At 43.6% G+C, this 20447-nt stretch carries 20 protein-coding genes; 3 read left to right on the top strand and 17 right to left on the bottom strand.

Going from position 1 to position 20447, the window contains the following annotated elements; translation table 11 throughout:
- Positions 1–75: 75 nt before the first annotated feature.
- The 13 genes from hisF to G458_RS0106360 form a co-directional block, all read right to left on the bottom strand.
- Complete coding sequence (hisF, locus tag G458_RS0106420) at positions 76–831, bottom strand: imidazole glycerol phosphate synthase subunit HisF (protein ID WP_026951178.1); 756 nt, start codon at positions 829–831, stop codon at positions 76–78.
- Between the two features lie 139 nt (positions 832–970).
- Positions 971–1687, bottom strand: coding sequence for a 1-(5-phosphoribosyl)-5-[(5-phosphoribosylamino)methylideneamino]imidazole-4-carboxamide isomerase (gene hisA / locus G458_RS0106415; RefSeq protein WP_026951177.1), 717 nt, complete (start codon positions 1685–1687; stop codon positions 971–973).
- 132 nt (positions 1688–1819) lie between these two features.
- A complete protein-coding gene (gene hisH / locus G458_RS0106410; RefSeq protein WP_026951176.1) occupies positions 1820–2416 on the bottom strand; it encodes an imidazole glycerol phosphate synthase subunit HisH in 597 nt (198 codons plus the stop codon).
- A 90-nt stretch (positions 2417–2506) separates the two neighbouring features.
- The gene (locus tag G458_RS0106405) at positions 2507–3292 is read right to left on the bottom strand and encodes a phenylalanine 4-monooxygenase (RefSeq protein WP_026951175.1); all 786 of its coding nucleotides are present in this window, start codon (positions 3290–3292) and stop codon (positions 2507–2509) included.
- 376 nt (positions 3293–3668) lie between these two features.
- Complete coding sequence (gene aroF, locus G458_RS0106400) at positions 3669–4688, bottom strand: 3-deoxy-7-phosphoheptulonate synthase (protein ID WP_026951174.1); 1020 nt, start codon at positions 4686–4688, stop codon at positions 3669–3671.
- A gap of 147 nt (positions 4689–4835) precedes the next feature.
- Positions 4836–5609 carry a tryptophan synthase subunit alpha gene (gene trpA / locus G458_RS0106395; RefSeq protein ID WP_026951173.1) on the bottom strand — a complete coding sequence of 258 codons (774 nt, stop codon included), beginning with the start codon at positions 5607–5609 and terminating at the stop codon, positions 4836–4838.
- A gap of 163 nt (positions 5610–5772) precedes the next feature.
- On the bottom strand, positions 5773–6951 hold the full coding sequence (trpB, locus tag G458_RS0106390; RefSeq protein WP_026951172.1) for a tryptophan synthase subunit beta: 1179 nt from the start codon (positions 6949–6951) through the stop codon (positions 5773–5775).
- Between the two features lie 10 nt (positions 6952–6961).
- Complete coding sequence (locus G458_RS0106385; RefSeq protein WP_026951171.1) at positions 6962–7606, bottom strand: phosphoribosylanthranilate isomerase; 645 nt, start codon at positions 7604–7606, stop codon at positions 6962–6964.
- Positions 7606–8427: an indole-3-glycerol phosphate synthase TrpC gene (trpC, locus tag G458_RS0106380; RefSeq protein WP_026951170.1), complete on the bottom strand. Its 822-nt coding sequence runs from the start codon at positions 8425–8427 to the stop codon at positions 7606–7608. The genes G458_RS0106385 and trpC overlap by 1 nt, the downstream gene beginning before the upstream one ends.
- Positions 8428–8436: 9 nt before the next feature.
- Positions 8437–9447, bottom strand: a complete 1011-nt coding sequence (gene trpD / locus G458_RS0106375) for an anthranilate phosphoribosyltransferase (protein WP_026951169.1) — start codon at positions 9445–9447, stop codon at positions 8437–8439.
- A gap of 28 nt (positions 9448–9475) precedes the next feature.
- Complete coding sequence (locus G458_RS0106370; protein WP_026951168.1) at positions 9476–10042, bottom strand: anthranilate synthase component II; 567 nt, start codon at positions 10040–10042, stop codon at positions 9476–9478.
- A gap of 48 nt (positions 10043–10090) precedes the next feature.
- Complete coding sequence (locus tag G458_RS0106365; protein WP_026951167.1) at positions 10091–10486, bottom strand: four helix bundle protein; 396 nt, start codon at positions 10484–10486, stop codon at positions 10091–10093.
- A 34-nt stretch (positions 10487–10520) separates the two neighbouring features.
- Positions 10521–11933: an anthranilate synthase component I family protein gene (locus G458_RS0106360; protein ID WP_026951166.1), complete on the bottom strand. Its 1413-nt coding sequence runs from the start codon at positions 11931–11933 to the stop codon at positions 10521–10523.
- Between the two features lie 329 nt (positions 11934–12262).
- Between G458_RS0106360 and G458_RS0106355 the strand changes: the two genes are divergently transcribed.
- Positions 12263–12811: a hypothetical protein gene (locus G458_RS0106355; protein ID WP_026951165.1), complete on the top strand. Its 549-nt coding sequence runs from the start codon at positions 12263–12265 to the stop codon at positions 12809–12811.
- Positions 12812–12833: 22 nt separating this feature from the next.
- Positions 12834–13061, top strand: a complete 228-nt coding sequence (locus tag G458_RS0106350; protein WP_026951164.1) for a hypothetical protein — start codon at positions 12834–12836, stop codon at positions 13059–13061.
- On the opposite strand, the gene G458_RS0106345 is transcribed toward G458_RS0106350, so the two are convergent.
- From G458_RS0106345 to tsaD, 4 genes are read right to left on the bottom strand one after another with little or no spacing between them, the layout of a single operon-like run.
- Positions 13058–13576: an HNH endonuclease gene (locus tag G458_RS0106345; protein ID WP_026951163.1), complete on the bottom strand. Its 519-nt coding sequence runs from the start codon at positions 13574–13576 to the stop codon at positions 13058–13060. The two genes, G458_RS0106350 and G458_RS0106345, sit on opposite strands and share 4 nt — an antisense overlap.
- A 4-nt stretch (positions 13577–13580) precedes the next feature.
- A complete protein-coding gene (locus G458_RS0106340; protein ID WP_026951162.1) occupies positions 13581–14378 on the bottom strand; it encodes an SH3 domain-containing protein in 798 nt (265 codons plus the stop codon).
- Complete coding sequence (smpB, locus tag G458_RS0106335; protein ID WP_026951161.1) at positions 14341–14811, bottom strand: SsrA-binding protein; 471 nt, start codon at positions 14809–14811, stop codon at positions 14341–14343. Before smpB ends, G458_RS0106340 begins: the two co-directional genes overlap by 38 nt.
- 1 nt (position 14812) lies before the next feature.
- Positions 14813–15826, bottom strand: a complete 1014-nt coding sequence (gene tsaD, locus G458_RS0106330) for a tRNA (adenosine(37)-N6)-threonylcarbamoyltransferase complex transferase subunit TsaD (RefSeq protein WP_026951160.1) — start codon at positions 15824–15826, stop codon at positions 14813–14815.
- Positions 15827–15873: 47 nt separating this feature from the next.
- On the opposite strand from tsaD, the gene G458_RS0106325 reads away from it, so the two are divergent.
- Positions 15874–20430, top strand: coding sequence for a translocation/assembly module TamB domain-containing protein (locus G458_RS0106325; RefSeq protein WP_157359716.1), 4557 nt, complete (start codon positions 15874–15876; stop codon positions 20428–20430).
- Positions 20431–20447: the final 17 nt, after the last annotated feature.

The raw sequence follows: 20447 nt of genomic DNA, 5'->3' as shown, positions 1-20447 counted from the left end.
AAAGAACACCCATTCTACTTCTACCATCTTTTTTCAAGCAAAGGACATCTTACCTAATATCTTGCGAAGCATATCTTATTTCCTAATACTTATTCCTTCTCCTATCAAATATCCTTTCAACTCCGGAATCCCGATTTCCTTGAAATGGAAAATACTCGCCGCCAAGGCTGCATCCGCTTTTCCAAAGGTAAAGACATCTTTGAAATGAGGCATGTTTCCTGCTCCACCAGATGCAATTACCGGAATGGATAAGGCTGAAGAAATTTCTGCCGTCAGCTCATTGGCAAATCCGGCCTTGGTTCCGTCATGATCCATAGACGTCAATAAAATCTCTCCCGCTCCCCGATCAGCAACTTCCCGCGCCCATTCCTGAGTTTTGAGTAGGGTAGGCTTACGACCTCCATGGGTATGAACAAAATCTATCCCATCCACATCTCGGGTATCGATCGCAACCACAATGCACTGGGATCCAAATTCCCTTGCCATTTCATCAATCACACCCGGATTTTTCACCGCTGCAGAATTAATGGAAATCTTGTCTGCTCCGGCTGCCAAAAGAACTTTGACATCCTCCACCGTGGAAATTCCACCTCCTACTGTAAAAGGAATATTAATCGCCTTGGCCACCTTGGTCACCAATTCGGCCAAAGTCTTACGCTTATCGACAGTTGCTGTGATGTCCAAAAAGACGAGTTCGTCCGCCCCTTCGTCTGAGTAGATTTTTGCGAGCTCCACAGGATCTCCCGCATCCCGGAGTTGGACAAAGTTGACTCCTTTGACCGTGCGACCGTCTTTGATATCGAGGCAAGGGATGATTCGTTTAGTTAGCATTTACCAGATTGGAAAATTTTAAAATTGAAAGATTGGAAGATTAAAGTTAGAGGTGATAAGGTTGTAAATTGGTAAGGTTGTAAAGTAGAATTCTTCCCTCATTCTTCTGTCTTGATACTTGTGTCTAATATCTTGATACTTATCCAAAACTTGCCAATTCCTCCAGCGTCACCCTCCCCTCATAATACGCTTTTCCGACAATCGTTCCATATACTCCCATTTTCTCCAATTCTTCCAAATCTTGAACAGAAGAAACACCACCACTAGCAATCAGTTTTAGACCCGGAATTTCCTGCAATATCTCCTTATACAGGTCCACGGAAGGACCTTGAAGTAAGCCGTCCTTGGCCACATCGGTACAGATCACGTATTGAATTCCAAGTTCGACATAGGACTGGATAAAAGGAATCAAATCCACGGAAGTCGTCTCTTCCCAACCTCCGACAGCGATTTTTCGGTTTTTGGCATCGGCACCAAGAATGATCTTTTCGGCCCCGTAAGTGTTAATCCAAGATTTAAACAAATCCGGATTTTTCACCGCAATACTTCCTCCAGTGACCTGCTTTGCTCCAAGCGCAAATGCTTTTTCAATCTCCTCATCGGCTTGGATTCCTCCGCCAAAATCAACTTTCAAGGAAGTGCCTTGGCTGATTCTTTCCAAGACCTCCCCATTGATGATTTTTTTAGCTTTGGCTCCATCCAAGTCAACGAGATGGAGTCGCTGGATCCCTGCATCCTCAAAGCGCTTGGCCATTTCTAGCGGGTCGTCGTGGTATTCTTTTTTACTGCTGTAGTCGCCCTGACTGAGGCGAACGCACTTGCCTCCGATGAGATCTATGGCGGGAATGATGTACATAGTAAGACTTTAAATGCAAGACCTAAGACACAAGACTTGCGGGATTTAAGGTTTGAGGGATTTTATTAGGGTCTCGACTCCGCTCGACCTGACAACTGAACATCGTCACCCTGAGCGTAGTCGAAGGGTTTTTCAAATACTCAGAAAATTACTCAGCAACTTCTCCCCTACCGTACTGCTTTTCTCCGGGTGGGCTTGAATGGCCCAATAGTTATCCCGGTGCAGAATTGCGGTAAAGTCATGAATGTAATGCGTCGTGGCAATCGTGGCTTCGCTCAACTCGGCATAGTAGCTGTGCACGTAATACAAGAACTTCGAATCGGGTAGGTCTTTCAGCAATACGTTGTCGGCTAGGTTTTCAATTTCATTCCAGCCCACATGCGGCACTTTGAATTCCTGAGAATTTTCAGGAATAAAGCGTTTCACTTTCACAGGAAAGATTCCCAAGCACTCGGTATTGTTTTCCTCGGAATGTTCACAAAGCAGCTGCAGGCCTAAGCAAACACCCAAAAAAGGTTGCTTGATATCTTTGATGACTTGGTCCAGCTGACGGGCTTTGAGATAAGCCATCGCCGAACTCGCTTCTCCTTGACCAGGAAAGATGACCTTGTCTGCTGAATGGATTTCCTCCGGATCATCCGTCAAAACCGCATCGGCCCCTAATCGCTCCAAAGCATATAAGACCGATTGCACATTGCCGGCGTTGTATTTGATTACTGCTGTTTTCATTTGTTGAAGTCCGGTGTCGGATGCCCGATGTCCGATGAATTACATCCGCCATCGGGCATCCGACTTCCGACCATTTCTTGTGTCTTAAATCTAGCTTCTTGCTTCTTTTTCAGCGAGCATCTCCTCCAATACCTTCTCAATTTCAGGAAGGGATTCATAGAGTTGCTCATAACTGTCGATCACCCAATATTTATCCTGGAAGCGATCTTTCCAGTACTCGGTACTCATGATATGGCGGACATCGTAAGGAAAATGTTTGGGTTCATCCGAAAGCGAAAACTTCGTCTCCCCAGCCGAACTCAAAATTCCTGCCCCGTAAACTCTTAATTCTCCATCTTCTCGGATTAAGCCAAATTCAATGGTAAACCAGTAAATCCGGCTCAAAAGCTGGATAGCCCAAGGGTTATCGATATGCTTCAAGGCAATTCCGCTCAACTTTTCCAGAAAATCAACATAGGGTTGATTGGTCAATAGCGGCATATGAGCAAAAGCATCGTGAAACATGTCCGGCTCTTCGAGGTAGTCGAGCTGTTCCATCTTACGCAGCCAAGTGGAAGAAGGAAACCTTCTGTTGTTCAGCAATCCGAAAAACAGATCGTCATCAATCAATCCCGGTACCACCTGCACCGCCCAACCGGTAGCTTTCATGAGAATCTCGTTCAGTTCCTCAAAATTAGCAATGCGATCAGCGGTAAAGTTTACCGTTTTCACCCCTTCCAAATAGGCTTTAGATGCCGCCTTAGGAAGGTTTGGCATTTGCCTTTCGAAAAGGATCTTCCACACCTTGAAATCTTCCTCAGTGTAAGCAGCGTAATCCTGCCTCATTTCTTTTAATCTCGGGTCGGAAAAGACCCAGTCTTTGGCTTGGTTACTCATTTTATAATTGGGTTTATATGTACTCTCCATGGGTTTGGAATCCCTTGCAGAATTTGGTATTTCTTCTTCCTTACCCTCAAAGGGTTTTAAATCCCTTGGAGGGTTATTTCAACTTTGAACTCTCCAAGGGACTGTGAGCCCTTGGGGGGTGTCTTAACTTTAAACCAAAAAAGGCCTATACCAGTTACGGAATAGGCCTTTTTATATCTTCAGCAAAAACCAAAGTCATCCCTATCCCTCATTGGAGGAAGTGATAAGAATGATGCACATAGGTTCTTGGAGTTGGGTTCACTAGAAATCTAATTTTTGGAAACACTATTCAATGGTATTTCCAAGGCTAAATTTAAACAGGTTTCTTCTTAGCGCAAACTTATTTTCAAATCAGCTCAAAAGATTTTCTTTTGGCAAAGATCTCTCGGATCCAGGCAGCTAATCTTGCGCTCTGGGCAAAATCCAAAGTCTGCTGTCCATCTGAATACGCTTTTTCCGGCACTTCGTGGGATTCATAGATAATCCCATCTGCTCCAGCCATCACTCCAGCCAAGGCCATTTGAGGTACATAAGCCCGAATCCCGATCCCATGGGAAGGATCAACAATCACCGGCAAATGGGATTTGGCTTTTAAGATCGGAATTGCATTCAGATCCAGGGTATTTCTGGAAGCTCGTTCGTAGGTTCGAATCCCACGCTCGCAAAGAATCAACTTTTCATTTCCTCCAGAAAACACATACTCCGCAGACTGAAGCAATTCTTCGATAGTTCCGGAAATCCCCCGCTTGATCATCACAGCTTTGTCCACTTTCCCCAATTCATCCAAAAGGTTGAAGTTTTGGGAATTTCTCGCCCCTACCTGATACACATCCACGTAGGGGTACATATCCTCAATTTGGGAAGTTTGCATCACCTCGGTGACGATCTTGATCCCGGCTTTGGAAGCAATCGAATGCCACAACTGAAGTCCTTCGATTCCCATTCCCCGGAAGGCATATGGAGAGGTTCTTGGTTTAAATACCCCACCTCGCATCATGGTGATCCCGTTTTCCACGCAGTGGTCGACGACTTTTTGGATCTGCTCTTCCGATTCAATGGAGCAGGGCCCAGTGATGATGGCCATTTCTCCGTCCTGAATGAAGACACCATCTCCCAAATCAACTGAGGTAGGTTTTACCTTCCATTTTTTGGAAACCAACTTGTATTCATCCGAAACGATATGGATGTCCCTGATGCCATCCATTTGGCCGATTTTACGGATATCGAATTCATTTTTACCGATCCCGATCAGGTAATCCCCCAATTGGGTCTTGACCTCGGTGGTCTTGTAACCGATCTCGTTGACTTTGGAGATCAGTTTATCTTTTTGGGAATCGGAAATATCGGGCTGAAGCTGAATAATCATTTTGAGGTACGATTTACGAAGTACGATTTACGAAGTCATTTTGTACTTCAATCCTTATCTCCAAAAGTTTGACTCTAGGTTTGAGGATTGAAGTTTTTAATTGGGTCGTAAATCTTAAATCAAAATTCTGAAATTGTTTTTGGTTTACTATGCTTTTATCCCCTTTAAATATTCCTGAATATCTTGATTCAGGTTAGAGGAATCTTTGATCACTTTGATAAATGCAGATCCAATGATCGCTCCGTCACTAAACTTGGAGGCCTCAGAGAAGGTTTTGGCATCCGAGATCCCAAACCCGATCAGTCTTGGATTCTTCAGATTCATGGCTTTCACCCGCTCAAAATAGGCTACCTGCTCCTCGCTGATGTCTGCCTTAGCTCCGGTAATGGAATGGGAAGAAACCATATAAATGAAGCCATCGGTATTTTGATCAATTTCCCGGATTCGCTTTTCAGAGGTTTGAGGGGAAATCAGAAATGTATTCACGATGCCGTATCGGTCAAACACTTCCTTGAATTCATCCAAATACTGCTGCATAGGAAGATCCGGGACGATCAGTCCGTCTATTCCAACTTCCTTGCATTTTTGGCAAAACTCTTCCATTCCATATTGCATGATCGGATTGAGATAGCCCATCAAGACTACCGGAAGGTGAATTTTTGCTCTGAATCCCACCAACTGTTGGAAAAGGATCTTCATGGACATTCCGTTATCCAAAGCCACCTTATTGCTTTCCTGAATGGTAGGTCCATCAGCCACCGGATCAGAATAGGGAATCCCGATTTCGATAATGTCAGCGCCTCCTGCTTGGATTGCTTCCATCACGGGAATAGTATCCTCGAGTTGGGGAAAACCAGCCGTGAAATAGATGGAAAGAACTCGCTCTTTTTTATTGTTGAATAGGTAATGTATGCGATTCATTTATTAAGTACGATTTACGATTTACGAATTACGATGCCCAGTTGATCCTCAATCGCCTTTTCTTTGAGCATTTGCCTTAGAAATCCAGGTTGAAGTTCAGTTTTACCTCGTAAATCATTAATCAAAATTCTAAAATCTTATATCCGAAATTTGAAATCCGAAATTAATATCCTCCCCAGTTGATATAGGTTTCCAAATCCTTATCTCCTCTTCCCGAAAGATTGATCACGATGATGTCATCTTTTCCGTATTCAATTTGATTCAAGGCATAAATAGCATGTGCAGATTCGATGGCGGGAATTATCCCTTCCAATCGACTCAATTCGATTCCTGCACCCATCGCATCTTTATCTTCTACAGCCACAAACTCTCCTCTACCGATGTCAAATAAATGTGCGTGAACTGGCCCGATTCCCGGATAATCCAAACCGGCTGAAATGGAATGTGGCTCCACCACCTGCCCATCTTCAGTCTGCATCAAAATCGTCTTGGATCCGTGCAAAATCCCCGGAGTACCCAAAGCCGTGGTGGCCGCAGATTTTCCGGAACTCACCCCCAAACCAGCGGCTTCCGCTGCTACCAATCTCACTTCAGGGGTATTATAATAATGGTAAAATGCTCCTGCGGCATTAGATCCTCCCCCAACGCAGGCGATCACGATATCAGGATTTTCCCGACCCTCTTTTTCCTTCAATTGCCACTTGATTTCTTCCGAAATAACGGACTGAAAACGGGCCACCATTTCCGGATAAGGGTGAGGCCCCACTACTGAGCCGATGATGTAGTGGGTATCCACCGGATTATTGATCCAGGCACGCATAGCTTCATTGGTGGCGTCTTTGAGGGTCTTGGATCCAGAAGTCGCCGGAACCACCTTTGCACCGAGGATTTTCATCCGCTCCACATTGGGACGCTGTCGGGCGATATCAATCTCCCCCATATACACGGTACAATCCATTCCCATCAAGGCACAAACTGTGGCAGTTGCAACGCCATGCTGACCGGCTCCTGTTTCAGCGATGATCCGCTTTTTGCCCAGTCTTTTGGCCAAAAGAATTTGACCGATTGTATTATTGACCTTATGGGCTCCAGTATGGCAAAGGTCTTCCCGCTTGAGGTAGATCTTTGCGTTGTATTTTTCTGAAAGTCGGTTGGCAAAATAAAGAGGAGTCGGCCTTCCTACATAATCCTTCAACAAGCCCCGAAATTCATCCTGAAAATCCTGAGACGCCAAAATGGCTTCATAATTCTCCCTCAATTCCTCCACATTTGGATGAAGCATTTCCGGAATATAGGCTCCGCCAAATTTGCCGTAAAAGCCTTTTTCGTCTACCCTAATCATGAGTTGTTAGTTAATGGTTATCAGTTCCTGAGTGAATCAGGCGATTTTTATAATTTTTGAGTTTCTCAATATTCTTAAGTCCAGGTGCATCTTCGAATTTCGAATTCAAATCCACCCCTTCAAGTTGTGGGATTTGTCTACGCAAAGCCAATACCTCGGCCGCACTTTCTTCATCCAAACCTCCACTTAAGAGAAATCCTTTGTCGAAGGGATAAGTTTTGAGAATTTCCCAATCAAACTTTTTTCCAGATCCTCCATGGGCTTGAGTGGCTGTATCAAAGAGAAATTTATCCACATAAGGAAGGTACCCTTCCAAAGTTTTCCAATCGATTTGCCCCCCTACCGAAATCACCTTCCAAAGTTCCGCGTTGGTTTTATGCTTCAAATCTCGCACAAAATCCGGAGACTCAATTCCATGAAGCTGTATCGCTGAGAGACCAAATTCCTGAACTTTTTTGAGGATTCCTTCTGCCGTTTCATTGACAAAAACCCCGACTTTTCGGATTGGAAGTTCTTTAAGTTTGGACTCCTCTTGATCCGAAACATATCGGGGAGACTTGGGATAAAAGATCAAACCCATCCAATCCGGCTGGATTTGATCCATCAGCGCCTGAATATTTTCCGGCTCCCGCATCCCACAGACTTTAATTTCCATCAGGCTCTACTCAACTCCTCTTTGGAGGCCAACAGCTTCTTATATTCTTTGATAAAATTTAAAGCAGCCTGCTCAGGACGGCTGGATTTCATGAAGTTTTCCCCAATCAGGAAGCCATCAAACCCAGCATCTTTCAACTGAACCAAGGTCTTGGGATCAGAAATTCCACTTTCGGAAATCTTCACAAAACTGTTTGGAATACGGTCTACAAGTGCTAAAGAAGTATCTAATGACACCTCGAAAGTTTTCAGATTACGGTTGTTTACCCCTACCAAATCCAAACCATCACAGAGACTTCTGTCCAGCTCTTCAGCGTCATGAACCTCCATCAAGACTTCCAAGCCCAAACTTTTGGCGAAATAAGCCAATGACTTCAATTTTTCCGGCTCCAAAGCCGCCGCAATCAGCAAGATACAATCCGCTCCGATGGACTTTGCCTCCAAAATTTGGTATTCATCCACCACAAAATCCTTTCGAAGAATTGGACAGAAATTGAATTTTCGGGCCGTTTTCAGGTCTTCATTGGTCCCTCCGAAATAATCCTTATCAGTGAGAATAGACAAGGCCGAGGCCCCTGCCTGCATATACCCAATGCTCACGGTTTCTACCGAAGCCGAACCGTTGATAATTCCTTTGGAAGGGGATTTTCTTTTGAATTCAGTAATAATCCCTGACTTATCCGGCTGAGTGACATACTTTTTCATGGACACCACAGCGCCTGGGAAGAAAATACTCTTCTCCAATAATTTGACTGGAATCAAGCTTTTCTTTTCTTCCACCTCCCGGTATTTACCGGCAATGATTTGATCTAAAATATTCATATTGAAATCTTAAGCTAAGGATACTTTGGTTTTTGGATTGAGCAATCCATTAAATACTTGAAGGGCTTTTCCGCTGAGCAGAACGTCCTCTGCTTTGGCTACCGCATCTTGGAAACTCAATTCAGGATTTGCAGTGACCAGCGCGGCTGCCGAATTGGCGATGACTACTTGGTTTTGAGAAGAGGTTCCTTTTCCTTTTAGGATATTTTCGAAGATTTTGGCTGATTCTTCCACGGTTTCACCCCCTTTGATGCTTTCTGGCGTAAGCTTTTCCAATCCTAAGTTTTGAGGAGAATAAAGCTTCTCTCCACCATTGGAAATCATCTTAAAGGAACCCGTCAGGGAGATTTCGTCATACCCATCTAAGGCATGGAGAATGGAAAACTTTGCCTCGCTTTCCTGATAGAGATAGGCATACAACCTAGCCAGTTCCAAACTGAATACCCCTACGAGTTGTTTGGCCGGAAAACTCGGATTGACCATAGGTCCAAGCATGTTGAAGAAAGTTTTTACCCCCAATTCTTTTCGGATCGGAGCTACATTCTTCATGGCCGGATGAAACAATGGAGCATGCAAGAAGCAAATTCCCGCTTCATCGAGCGATCGTCTGATCTCACTGATGTCATTGGTAAACTCGTAACCGAAATAGGCCAGCAGATTGGAAGACCCACAGATGGATGAAACCCCGGTGTTACCATGCTTGGCCACATTTTGACCGGAACCAGCTACCACAAAGGAAGAAAGCGTAGAAATATTAAAAGTGTCTTTACCATCCCCGCCGGTACCACAAAGATCCATCGCATCGTACTCGGCAATCTCGACTGGGATACAAAGCTCTAACATTGCTTCCCGAAATCCCCGGAGCTCATCCACAGTAATGGACCTCATCAGGTAAACAGTCATAAAGGCCGCAACTTGGCTGGTATTATAAGCCCCTGAAGCAAGGTCTTTCAAGACATCTCTGGCTTGATCCTGAGACAAGGTTTTATGTTCTATTAATTGATTTAAAATTTCTTTCATGGTCAATAGGTGATTTTTGGATGGCGGATTAAGACTCTAACCAGTTTTGGAGAATTTTAACTCCATTTTCAGTGAGGATACTTTCCGGGTGAAACTGAACTCCTCTCACGGCGTAGGTCTTGTGTCTTACAGCCATTATTTGTTTATCGGGGGTGCGGGCAATCACTTCTAGATCAGGAGAAAGGGTGGATTCGTCAATGACCCAAGAATGATATCTTCCAATACTAAATTTATCGGGGATTCCTTCGAAAAGCAAGTCCTTTTCCACTTTTACTTGTGATGCCACTCCATGAAGCACTTCCGACAGATTGATCAGACTTCCTCCAAAGGCCTCTCCGATGGCTTGATGTCCGAGACAAACTCCCAAAATGGACTTAGTGGCAGCATAGGTCTTCAATAATTCCGGCATAATTCCCGCATCCTCTGGGACTCCCGGACCGGGAGAAAGAAGGATTTTGTCATATTGACCCACCTCTTTCAGACTGATTTTATCATTTCTATATACCTCCATCACCTCAGCATATCCTAATTGTCGGATAATGTAGACAAGGTTGTAGGTGAAGGAGTCGTAGTTATCTATAACTAGGATTTTCATGTTTGGAATTGAAAGATTGTAAAATTGAAATATTGAAATATTGAAAGATCACGTTCCTCCTTGTCTTTTTCGATTCTTTTCGAACTCTCTTAGATATTTGATTAGTCCTTTCACCTCACTGGAAAAAATGACTAAATCATTGTAGTTAAATTCATAGACTTCCTTTTCAATTTTTCCAGCCTTCATCATCAGAAAAAGCTGACTTCTCAACTCGCCCGCCGAAACTTTAGCTATTTCTAAGTATCGGATGAACTGCTTATTTCTATTGTACTCAAAGCCTTCTGCGATGTTATTGGAAATTGAAATGCCTGCGCCGATAAGCTGATCTTTTGACCTGTAATCCCTCAGGACTTTTTCAGAATCAACCAGTTCATAAATTCTCACGCCGATCTCAATTGCATGTTGCCATACAGGCAAATCTTCAAATCGTTCGTACTTAGCCATAATTTTTCAATTTTTTAATCTTTCAATATTTCAATTAAATATTCTCGGCCGCACGCAAGGCGACACGTAGCGCCTCCAATTTATTCGCCACTTCTTGTAGCTCGGAAGGGATGGAGGATTTTGCCACGACTCCAGCGCCGGCTTGGAATCTCAACTGATTATTTTCAGACACAAAGGACCTGATCAATATGGCATGGTTGAAATCTCCGTTGAATCCCAAATATCCAATTGCTCCACCATAGAAGGTCCTGCTGATATTTTCCAATTCATCAATCAATTCCATGGCTCGGTATTTTGGGGCTCCTGAAAGGGTCCCGGCGGGAAAAGTATCCGCTACCAGCTGAAGAGGATTGGCTCCATCCGGCAATTGTCCATTGACTTTGGAAACTAGATGAATCACGTGGGAGTAGTACTGAATTTCTTTAAACACCTCCACATTGACCACATCTGAGGATCGGGAAAGATCATTTCGAGCCAAATCCACCAGCATTACATGTTCTGAGTTTTCTTTAGGATCATCGTATAGCTTTCGGGCTAGCTCAGCATCTTCGGCGTCATTGCCTGTTCTCCGGAATGTCCCTGCAATGGGATAAATCGTAGCCTTTTTGTTTTTTACTACAATCTGAGCTTCCGGGGAGCTTCCAAAAACTTTGAAAGAACCATAGTCAAAGTAGAAGAGATAGGGAGAGGGATTCACAGAACGCAAGGCCCGGTAAACATTGAATTCATCTCCTTTAAATTCGGTGGTGAAGCGTCTGGAAAGTACGATCTGAAAAACGTCGCCCCGGAAACAATGCTCTCGGCCTTTGTTCAGGATTTTCAAAAACTCCTCATCGCTGTAATTGGACACTTCCTCTCCCACTTTTTTGAACGAGTAGGCTGGAATATTTTTATTGTTCAGGAGCAGTTCGATCTCATCGATATATTCCGGGTTATTGGCTCCTGCCACCCGATGTTCGAAAAGATGAAGTTCATTTTTATAATGATCCACCACAATGATGTTTTGATACATGGAGTAATGCATCATCGGGATATCATTTGGGGCGGTTTTGGAGAGCTTGATATCTTCAAACCAACCCACCGTATCGTATTGGATATAGCCAAAAAGCCCATTGCTGCTGAACTTAAACTTATCCGGGGTTGGGTCAAATTTATTCCCAAAAGCCCTCAAGCTATCCATCAAAGACTGATTCGGGGACACTTCATAGCCCAGTTCCTGTCCATCCGGAAGTTTCTCTGTCACCTTTCCTGCATTAAAAGAAAAGGTCGCCAAAGGGTTGAAACAGATATAGGAATAGCTGTTTTCTTGCCCATGATAGTCGGAGCTTTCCAGAAGAATCGGATTGGCAAAACGGTCTCTGATCTGCAAATAAATACTTACTGGAGTGATGGTGTCAGCCAGTCTCTTGCGGTAAGAAGTCAGAATCGGGAATTTCAAATGGTTCATTAGCGGGTGGATTTTGAATAAAAAAAAGGCTTACCGGGAAATCCAGTAAGCCTGCTAAAGTATTTATTACGCAATTTTTAGGCAAGGGCTATCTGTGCTTTCCCAGGGAAAGATGTAGAATGCCACCACCAATATTTGTTTGCGATTGTTTTCATAATAGTTGAGCAAATTTAGAAATGGATTGGAAAAGACAAAGCATCATTTCGGATTTTTCAAAAAAAATAATTTTCCACTGCCATTTTTATAAATGAGCGGATTGGATCGGCTTTCAAAACAATTAAACCTCAACTAGATGAATTCGTTAAGCCTAACAACTAACAGCTCATCCCATGAAAACCCGTTCTCTTTTTCTCCTTATCGGATTGTTGATTCTCTCCTTCCAAGCCAATTCACAATCTACAGCTTCCTGGGAAGTACCGATGATTGAAGTGAAATACCAAGCACCTAGAGGAGAAACCACTTTCTTGAAGGTCGATTCAGGGTTTCGATATGCCGATTTGGCTTTTGACAACCGCAGCTTCAGACTCTTCTATCAACACAACCGACAATCCATAAAGAATATCCGTATGGTAGATCAGAACTCCAAGTTGCAAATTGCACGGGGAAGAGGAGGGTCATTTTTTGGAAACTCCAGAGTGGTCTTCGTAGATGGCACGGAGGTGAAGTTGAAGAGGAAAAATTTTGCCAACGGGTATGAAATCACTGGACCTTATGGCCCTCTTTTTTTGGTAGAAAATCATGCAATCACCCCTACAAAGACCTATCAAGAAAGCGACTTTTTGACTCAAGCCATGTTTATTTTTGGCCGAATACAATCCACACAAAAACCTCCTTCGGATATAATCTATTTTTATAACACAGCAACTATAAACCCCTAATCCCTACCTTTGGTTAAAAAAGATGGCTAAAGCAATTTCACAGTATTTCAAAAGAGTTTTTGAAGATTATCAGGTTTTGGTCATGATCAATCCAGGTGACTGGACGGGAATCGAACTCATCGTTCACCCGGACGGAAAGATTGAAAAGACTGAAATAGAGGCCGATGAGGATATTTTTGAGGACTTGGAAGCCGATGAATTTACAGCATGCAGCCCACTGGAGTTCCAATTGACCTTGGCAAAAGTTTAAACCTCAGAATTAACCGCCCTAACTGCCAGAAAAGGAAGCCATTCTTCGGCACTTCTTACGGCATAGTCAGCCAGAAAATAGGATAAAGAAGGTTTAAAGGGCTCAGACCTTAGCACCATTCCGGCTTGCTCCGGGGTTTTGTCTCCCTTATTCACATTGCATCGATTGCAGGCAGTGATCAGATTGGTCCAGGAAGTTTTTCCTCCTTTGGATCTGGGAATGACATGGTCTATGGTCAAATGCCTTTTACTTCCACAGTATTGGCATTCTCCTTTGTCACGGCGAAAAAGGTTGTTCCTATTCAGCAAAACTCCGCGATAAGGGATACTTTTATAATGCGTCAATCGGATGACAGCAGGGTATTCAAAACTTCGGCTTACTGTTCTAATCTGAAGTAAATCGTAGGTAGAAAGCACGTTGGCCTTTTCCAGCAACACCAACACGATAGCCTTTTGAGGGCTTACCACAGCCACTGGAGAGTGATCTAAGTTTAATACCAATACCCGCTTTTCCATCCTTCTAACTCACGATTGATCTTGCATCAAAAACCACCTTTTCACTTTTATTGTTTCTCAAAAATTCCTCCCATTCATCCAGGTCTGAGATTTTCATTTTGTTGTCCATCCAGAGGATTTCTTCGCCTCCTAGAAATATCCCAAAATGGGATTCCTGAATTTCCAAGTCCCTGAAAATAAAAAGATCTCCCGGAACAACCTTGTCTGGTTCTACACTTTTGCCGGGGATTTTGCCAGAAACCCATGAATACCCGGAAATCCCATAAATGAGCGCAAATCCAAGCTCCTCGTCCAGACCAAAAATACTTCTCCCCCCTGCCTGAAAAGGTGCATTGAGATAGCGGAGCGCAATTTCCAAGAGCTCTTCCCGAGAAGCTTTGACTGCGTGGGGACGGTAATTTCCGGTAAAACCGATATGATCCTGCCAATTGAACAGCTCCATTTCAGAAAAATGCAGCCGACTTCCGGGAAGGAGATAAAGATTCGTCCCAAGATATTCGATAGCTGCGATTGGACTCGTGACCACCTGAAAGTCCTGATTTAAAAAATCTTGGTATTCTTCTTTGGTAATTTCTTTGATCAATTTGGCCCAAACCCAACCCCCCATACCAGTATCCTCATGGTAAACCTTAAACCATTCCCGGTCGGAGGTCAGGCCCAGAATCTGGTAACATTCCCCAAAAAGGAATTGGGTAACTAAGGCAGAATCAAAAGTTGGTTGTCGGTAAACTGGCAGGATAGTCTGTCGACATATCCCAAAAGCATCATTCAAAGGCCATTCTTTGGAGCTCTCTTTTTGCATCTTTTTCTTTCAGGTCCTGTCTTTTATCGTGGATTTTCTTTCCTCGAGCCAGGGCAATTTCCATTTTGGCTTTGCCACGGTCATTGATAAATATACGAACCGGAATGATTGCAAGCCCCTTTTCGGACGACTTAGTTTCCAGCTTTTCCAATTCTTTTTTGTTGAGCAGCAGCTTTCTCTCCCTCACAGCTTCGTGATTGTAGCTAGCCGCCATGCTGTAGGGGGCAATGTGCATCTGGTGGATATAAAGCTCTCCCCGATGAAATACGCAATAGGCTTCAGTCAGAGACACTTTGCCCTCACGTATCGATTTGATTTCTGTGCCTTTGAGCATCAATCCGGCCACATAGGTATCCAAAAACTCAAATTCAAAGCTTGCTTTCTTGTTTTTGATGTTAATGGATTTTTCGAATCGGCTGGATTTAGTCGTCATATTACAATTTCATTTTTGCCAGGGGAGTTACATCCATTCCTACAAATTCCCCTCGCAAGTATTTGTAATGGGCAGCCATGGCTATCATGGCAGCATTGTCTGTACAGTATTCGAATTTGGGAATATAAAGGTTCCAAGCCCTCTTTTTTGCCAATTCTGTTAAGGAACTCCTCAATCCTGAGTTTGCACTTACCCCTCCGGCGATGGCAATTTCGGTAACCCCGTATTGCTTCACTGCTTCTTTTAATTTGATCACCAACATCTCGATCAAGGTATGCTGAATGCTGGCACAGAGATCATTCAAATTTTCTTCAATGAATTTCGGGTTTTCCTGAATTCTATCCCGGAGAAAATAAAGTACTGCAGTCTTGATTCCTGAGAAAGAATAATTCAATCCGGGCATTCGGGTGATTGGAAAGCTGAAAGCTTTTGGATTTCCCTCTTTGGCATATTTATCTACCAAAGGCCCGCCCGGATAGGGCAGTCCCAAAAGTTTTGCAGTCTTGTCAAAAGCCTCCCCAACGGCATCATCCTGGGTTTGGCCGATTACTTCCATGTCAAGGTAATCCTTAACCAAGACCAACTGCGTATGCCCTCCACTGACTGTCAGGCAGATGAAGGGAAATTTTGGCTTGGGATCTTCAATAAAATGTGCCAAAACATGGGCCTGCATATGATTCACATCGATCAGAGGAATATCCAAAGCCTTGGCAAAAGCTTTGGCAAAACTCACACCAACGAGCAAGGATCCCATCAAACCCGGACCTCTGGTAAAGGCCACTGCGGAAAGATCTATTTTGGAAATTCCCGATGTTTTTATGGCTTCGTGGACTACGGGGATTAAGTTTTCCTGATGGGCTCTGGAGGCCAATTCGGGAACTACACCCCCATATTTTTCGTGGACTGATTGTGTGGCCACAATATTATTAAGTACTTTGCCATTTAAGATTATAGAGGCAGAAGTCTCGTCACACGAGGATTCAATCGCTAGAATAGTTATATCTTTAGTACCCATTGGAAAAGAGCCCGAAAGTTACGGATTTTTTATACAAAGCTCTACGAGTGCTGGCATGGTTGATTTTTTCTACGCTTTTGCTGTTTATCACTCTTGCCTTAGCGCTACAAATTACTACCGTTCAAAACTGGGTCATCGACAAAGTAACCGGGTATTTGAATAAAAACTCCTCTTTCACCACCGAAATCGGAGAAATTAAGCTGAATTGGTGGGATGCCTTGGAACTGAATCAGCTCAGCATCCGGGATGAGAAGGACAGCTTGATGATCGGGGCTGATCGTGCGCACGTTGACTTTGCACTGCTCTCTCTAATCCCTCCCGGCGACCCCACAATCGACTTCATCAGACTTGAAAAAGCCAAGGTTCAGCTCCTGACTCATTCAGGGGACAGCAGTATGAATATCAACCGCTGGGTGGTAGAGATCAATGAACTTTTGGGCGCAAAAAGCAGCAGCACCACAAAAACCAAATTCTACATTTCTGCAGTTGAACTCCGGCAGTCAGAATTTTCACTCATCAACTTCAATACTGAGCCTATCAGCGCTGGGATGGATTATAACCGTCTTAGATTTGCCGAACTGAGTGGAAATGCCACAAATTTCCGAATTGAAGGTTCGCAAATAGGAATTGACCTGAAAATGCTCTCAGGAGTTGAGTTAAACTCTGGTCTTCAGATAAGGGAACTGAAAACCCTTTTGACATACGATCCAAAATTTCTGGAATTGGATAGGCTAAGCCTCAGGACAGATCGTAGTCATATCAAAGAATACCTCAGATTTGATCTTATTGGCCCCAAAGGATTTGGTCAATTCTTGGATCAGGTAAAAATTACGGCAAGAATGGAGGAAACCAAGATCAATGTCAGTGATCTGAACATTCTGGTCTCGGCCATTCCTCAGATCGAGGATGAAGTCTATCTCAGCGGAGAAATTATTGGAACTGTTTCCGACCTCAAATCGGAGGAATTCCTAATTCGGATCGGCAAGAAAACCGCCCTTTTTGGATCTTTCTACTTGGATGGTCTCCCTGATTTTGAGAAGACTTACATGAATATCTCTCTCAAAAACTCTGTCATCTCCGCCAGGGATTTAGCCCCTTACCTACCCAAAGAGCTTCAAGCCACCCTCAATAAATTCAAGTTGATCCGATTGGATGCGGACTTTGCCGGATTACCGACTCGTTTTACCACCAATGGTAGTTTTAAAACTGGTATCGGAAATTTAGAGGGAAGAGTAAATTTTGACCAAGTCAAAGGGAAGCCATCCCTAGTCTCTAATGTAAAAGTCCAGAACTTGGACTTGGGAGTCTTGGCTGATGATTCAGAATTGCTTCAAAAAATCAGCTTGGAAGGAAGAGTGAATCTCACGGGGAGCACGCTAGAGGACATGCTATTGGATCTGGACGCCAAGATCAGCCAGCTTGGAATCAATGGATATACCTACTCTCAAATTCGCACAGACGCAACTTACGGACTGGATCTTTTCAGAGGAAATCTGACCATCAATGACCCAAATCTGAAAGCCCAGATTCAAGGTTACATGAACCTCAAGGAATCCATCGATTCCGTTCAGTTGGTAGCAAATCTAGATACTGCCTTTTTGGACCGAATAAACCTGACTGAAAAGCCGGCATTTATTTCAGGAAGGCTGGACATCAACACCAAGGGCAGAAAGATTGATGATATCCAAGGAATCATCCGGTTCAACGATGTAAACCTTGGCTATGAAGACCGATTTTTGGAATTGGGTGGAGCCTATTTCCAGTCCTTATTCGCCGGAGGTACCCGAACGCTTTCTTTAAACTCGGATTACATAGTCGCAGCGGCTTCAGGGCAATTTAATCTGGAACAAATGTTTAGCGATTTGCAGGTTTTAGGCTCCCAATACTTGGCCATTCTGCTGAACGAAGCCCCGCCAGTTGCAGATTTGGAAAGGAATTTCTCTGAAAGCTACAGCCTTGACCTGAATGTGAAGATGGTGGATATCAATCCGATTGTCCAGCTTTTCGCACCAGATTTCACCATTTCCAAAAACACTGTTTTGGAAGGTGCTTTCTACCAAACTCCAGAAAACACGGTATTTAACTTTTTCACCAGCATAGATCAACTGACCTATCAGGACAATTTTGCCCGTGCGATCAACATTGACTTCAATACCTCCAAAATCATCAATAGCGAGGATATTTTGGCCTCCTTTTATATCTACTCCAAAGAGCAAAGTGTCAAGAACCAGGTGAATTTCACCAATTTGGGCTTTGAGGCCATTTGGAATCAGGATCTTTTGGATCTCAGACTAAGCCTAGACCAAGACTCCACACAAAGTAAAGCACGGATCAATGCAGAAGCAGGATTTTCTGCTGTTGCGACAACCTTAAAGTTTAAACCCTCTGAACTTCAGGTTCTGGATAGACTATGGCAATTTGACCCTCAAAACTTGGTTACCCTTTCCAATGGGGAAATTACCATTGACAATCTACGGGTTATCAATGAAAATCAATACCTGGAAGCAGAGGGTAAAATCAGCCCAAATCCTGAAGATATCCTTCAAATCAACTTCCAAGCAGTCAATATTGATATTCTAAACACGATCACTCCCTACCAATTTGGAGGCATAGGAAAAGGGAATATCCAGCTATCCAACCTGATGGAAAAGGCCAGGATCAGTGGAAATGTGACCGTGGAAGACACTGAAATCAATCAATTCCCTGTTGGCCTAGTTGCCGCCAAGGTCGAAGTAGATGATTCCAATTTGATTTTATCCTTAATCAATGAATTCAATGGGGTCAAGAAAATAGATATCAATGGGATCATTGGTTTGGAATACAAAACCTTGGATATGGAAGCCAGAATGGATGCTTCCAACTTGGTGATTTTTGAGCCTTTCCTTTCCAAATACATAACCAAGCTTGGAGGAACAGTCTCCGGAAATTTACAAATTAGGGGAACTACTGACGCTCCTGAGGTCATTGGAACAGGTCGGTTGAATGATGCGCAGTTTCATGTCAACTATTTAGGAACTAACTATAGAGCTGACGGAAGTATTCTCTTCCAGCCTAACCAAATCAGCTTCAGAGATTTGGTCATTCGGGATGTATTGGGAAAAAGAGCAACCTTCACCGGAGGCTTAAACCATCAGGCTTTCAAAAATATCTACCTGGACATCTCCTCCAGGCTTACGGATTTCCAGGTTTTGAATACCACTTCCCGGGATAACGAATCCTTCTATGGAACCGCCATTGTCACTGGTAGTCTTTCGATTCGAGGTACGACCAGCAACTTGGACATCAATGCAAAAGTGACCTCCAATGCAAATACCAAATTGTTTATTCCACTCACCAGTAGCAATGAACAATATCAGGAGGACTTTATTCAAATCATCAATATTCAGGATACGGTAAGAATTAACGCTCTCTCGGAAGATATAAACCGGCTGGATTTGGAAAACATCAGGATGAATTTTGAAATGGATGTCACACCTGACGCCTCGATAGAAATCATCATTGATCCAAAAACCGGAGAAAGTATCCAAGGAAGTGGGCGTGGACTATTGACCATGAGTGTGGATACCCAAGGTAATTTCGCCCTTTCCGGAAATTATGAGATCACCAAAGGCAAGTACAATTTCTCCTTGTATAATGTGGTAAAGAAAGACTTTACCATAGATCCCGGTAGCCGAATCACCTGGTTTGGCAACCCTTATGAGGGAATCATGAGCATCAAGGCCTTTTATGAAGAAGATGTATCACTTCAGCCTCTTTTGACTAATTCCACCGGCCAGGAAAACAGCCAGATGAGACGAAGATACCCGCTCAAAGTATTCATGAATTTGGAAGGAGAGCTACTCTCTCCCAATATTTCCTTCAGCTTTGACTTTGGGGAATTCCCATCCAGCGGGGATGTGCAGACGACAATATCAGCCTTCCAAAGCAGGGTTGCTGCCGATGATCAGGAAATGAACCGACAGGTATTTTCCGTGATTATGACCAAATCCTTCTCCCCTGTAGGTCAATTCACCGGTGGATCCAATATCACCTCCAGTCTTAGTAATTTACTTTCTTCCCAACTCAACAATTTTCTTGGGCAAGTGGATAAAAACCTGGAAATCAACATTGATTTAGCTACTCTGGATGAAAATGCGCTTGAAAACTTCCAACTCAGTGTGGCCTACACTTTCCTTGACGGTCGCTTAAGGGTGTCCCGAGATGGAGGGTTTACGGATAATCAGGGAAATGCCAGTGCCGCCTCTATTATCGGTGACTGGCAGGCAGAATATCTCTTGACCGAGGACGGGGTTTACCGACTCCGGATTTTCAACAGAAACAATTACAACACCTTCACTTCACTATCGCTTTCCCAGAATCTTCTTACCTATGGGGCTTCTATCACACAGAATGTCTCCTTCAATTCTTTCGCAGAACTCTTCAAAAAAATCACCGGCAGAAAGGCGGCAAGAATGACCCAAATCGATTCGGATGATTTTCTCCGACAAGATTATCAGCAGGACGGTGACTGGAAACCCATAGATTTGGAAAAATTACCTTTTGACAAAGAACCCATTACCCCGATCATCCAAGAAAAAATGATCCCAAAAGAAGACGATTTGTAAACAATCGGGGTGATTAC

This window comes from Algoriphagus mannitolivorans DSM 15301 (assembly GCF_000429425.1).
GTDB classification, from domain to species: domain Bacteria; phylum Bacteroidota; class Bacteroidia; order Cytophagales; family Cyclobacteriaceae; genus Algoriphagus; species Algoriphagus mannitolivorans.
This window is presented reverse-complemented; position numbering and strand designations above follow the sequence as displayed.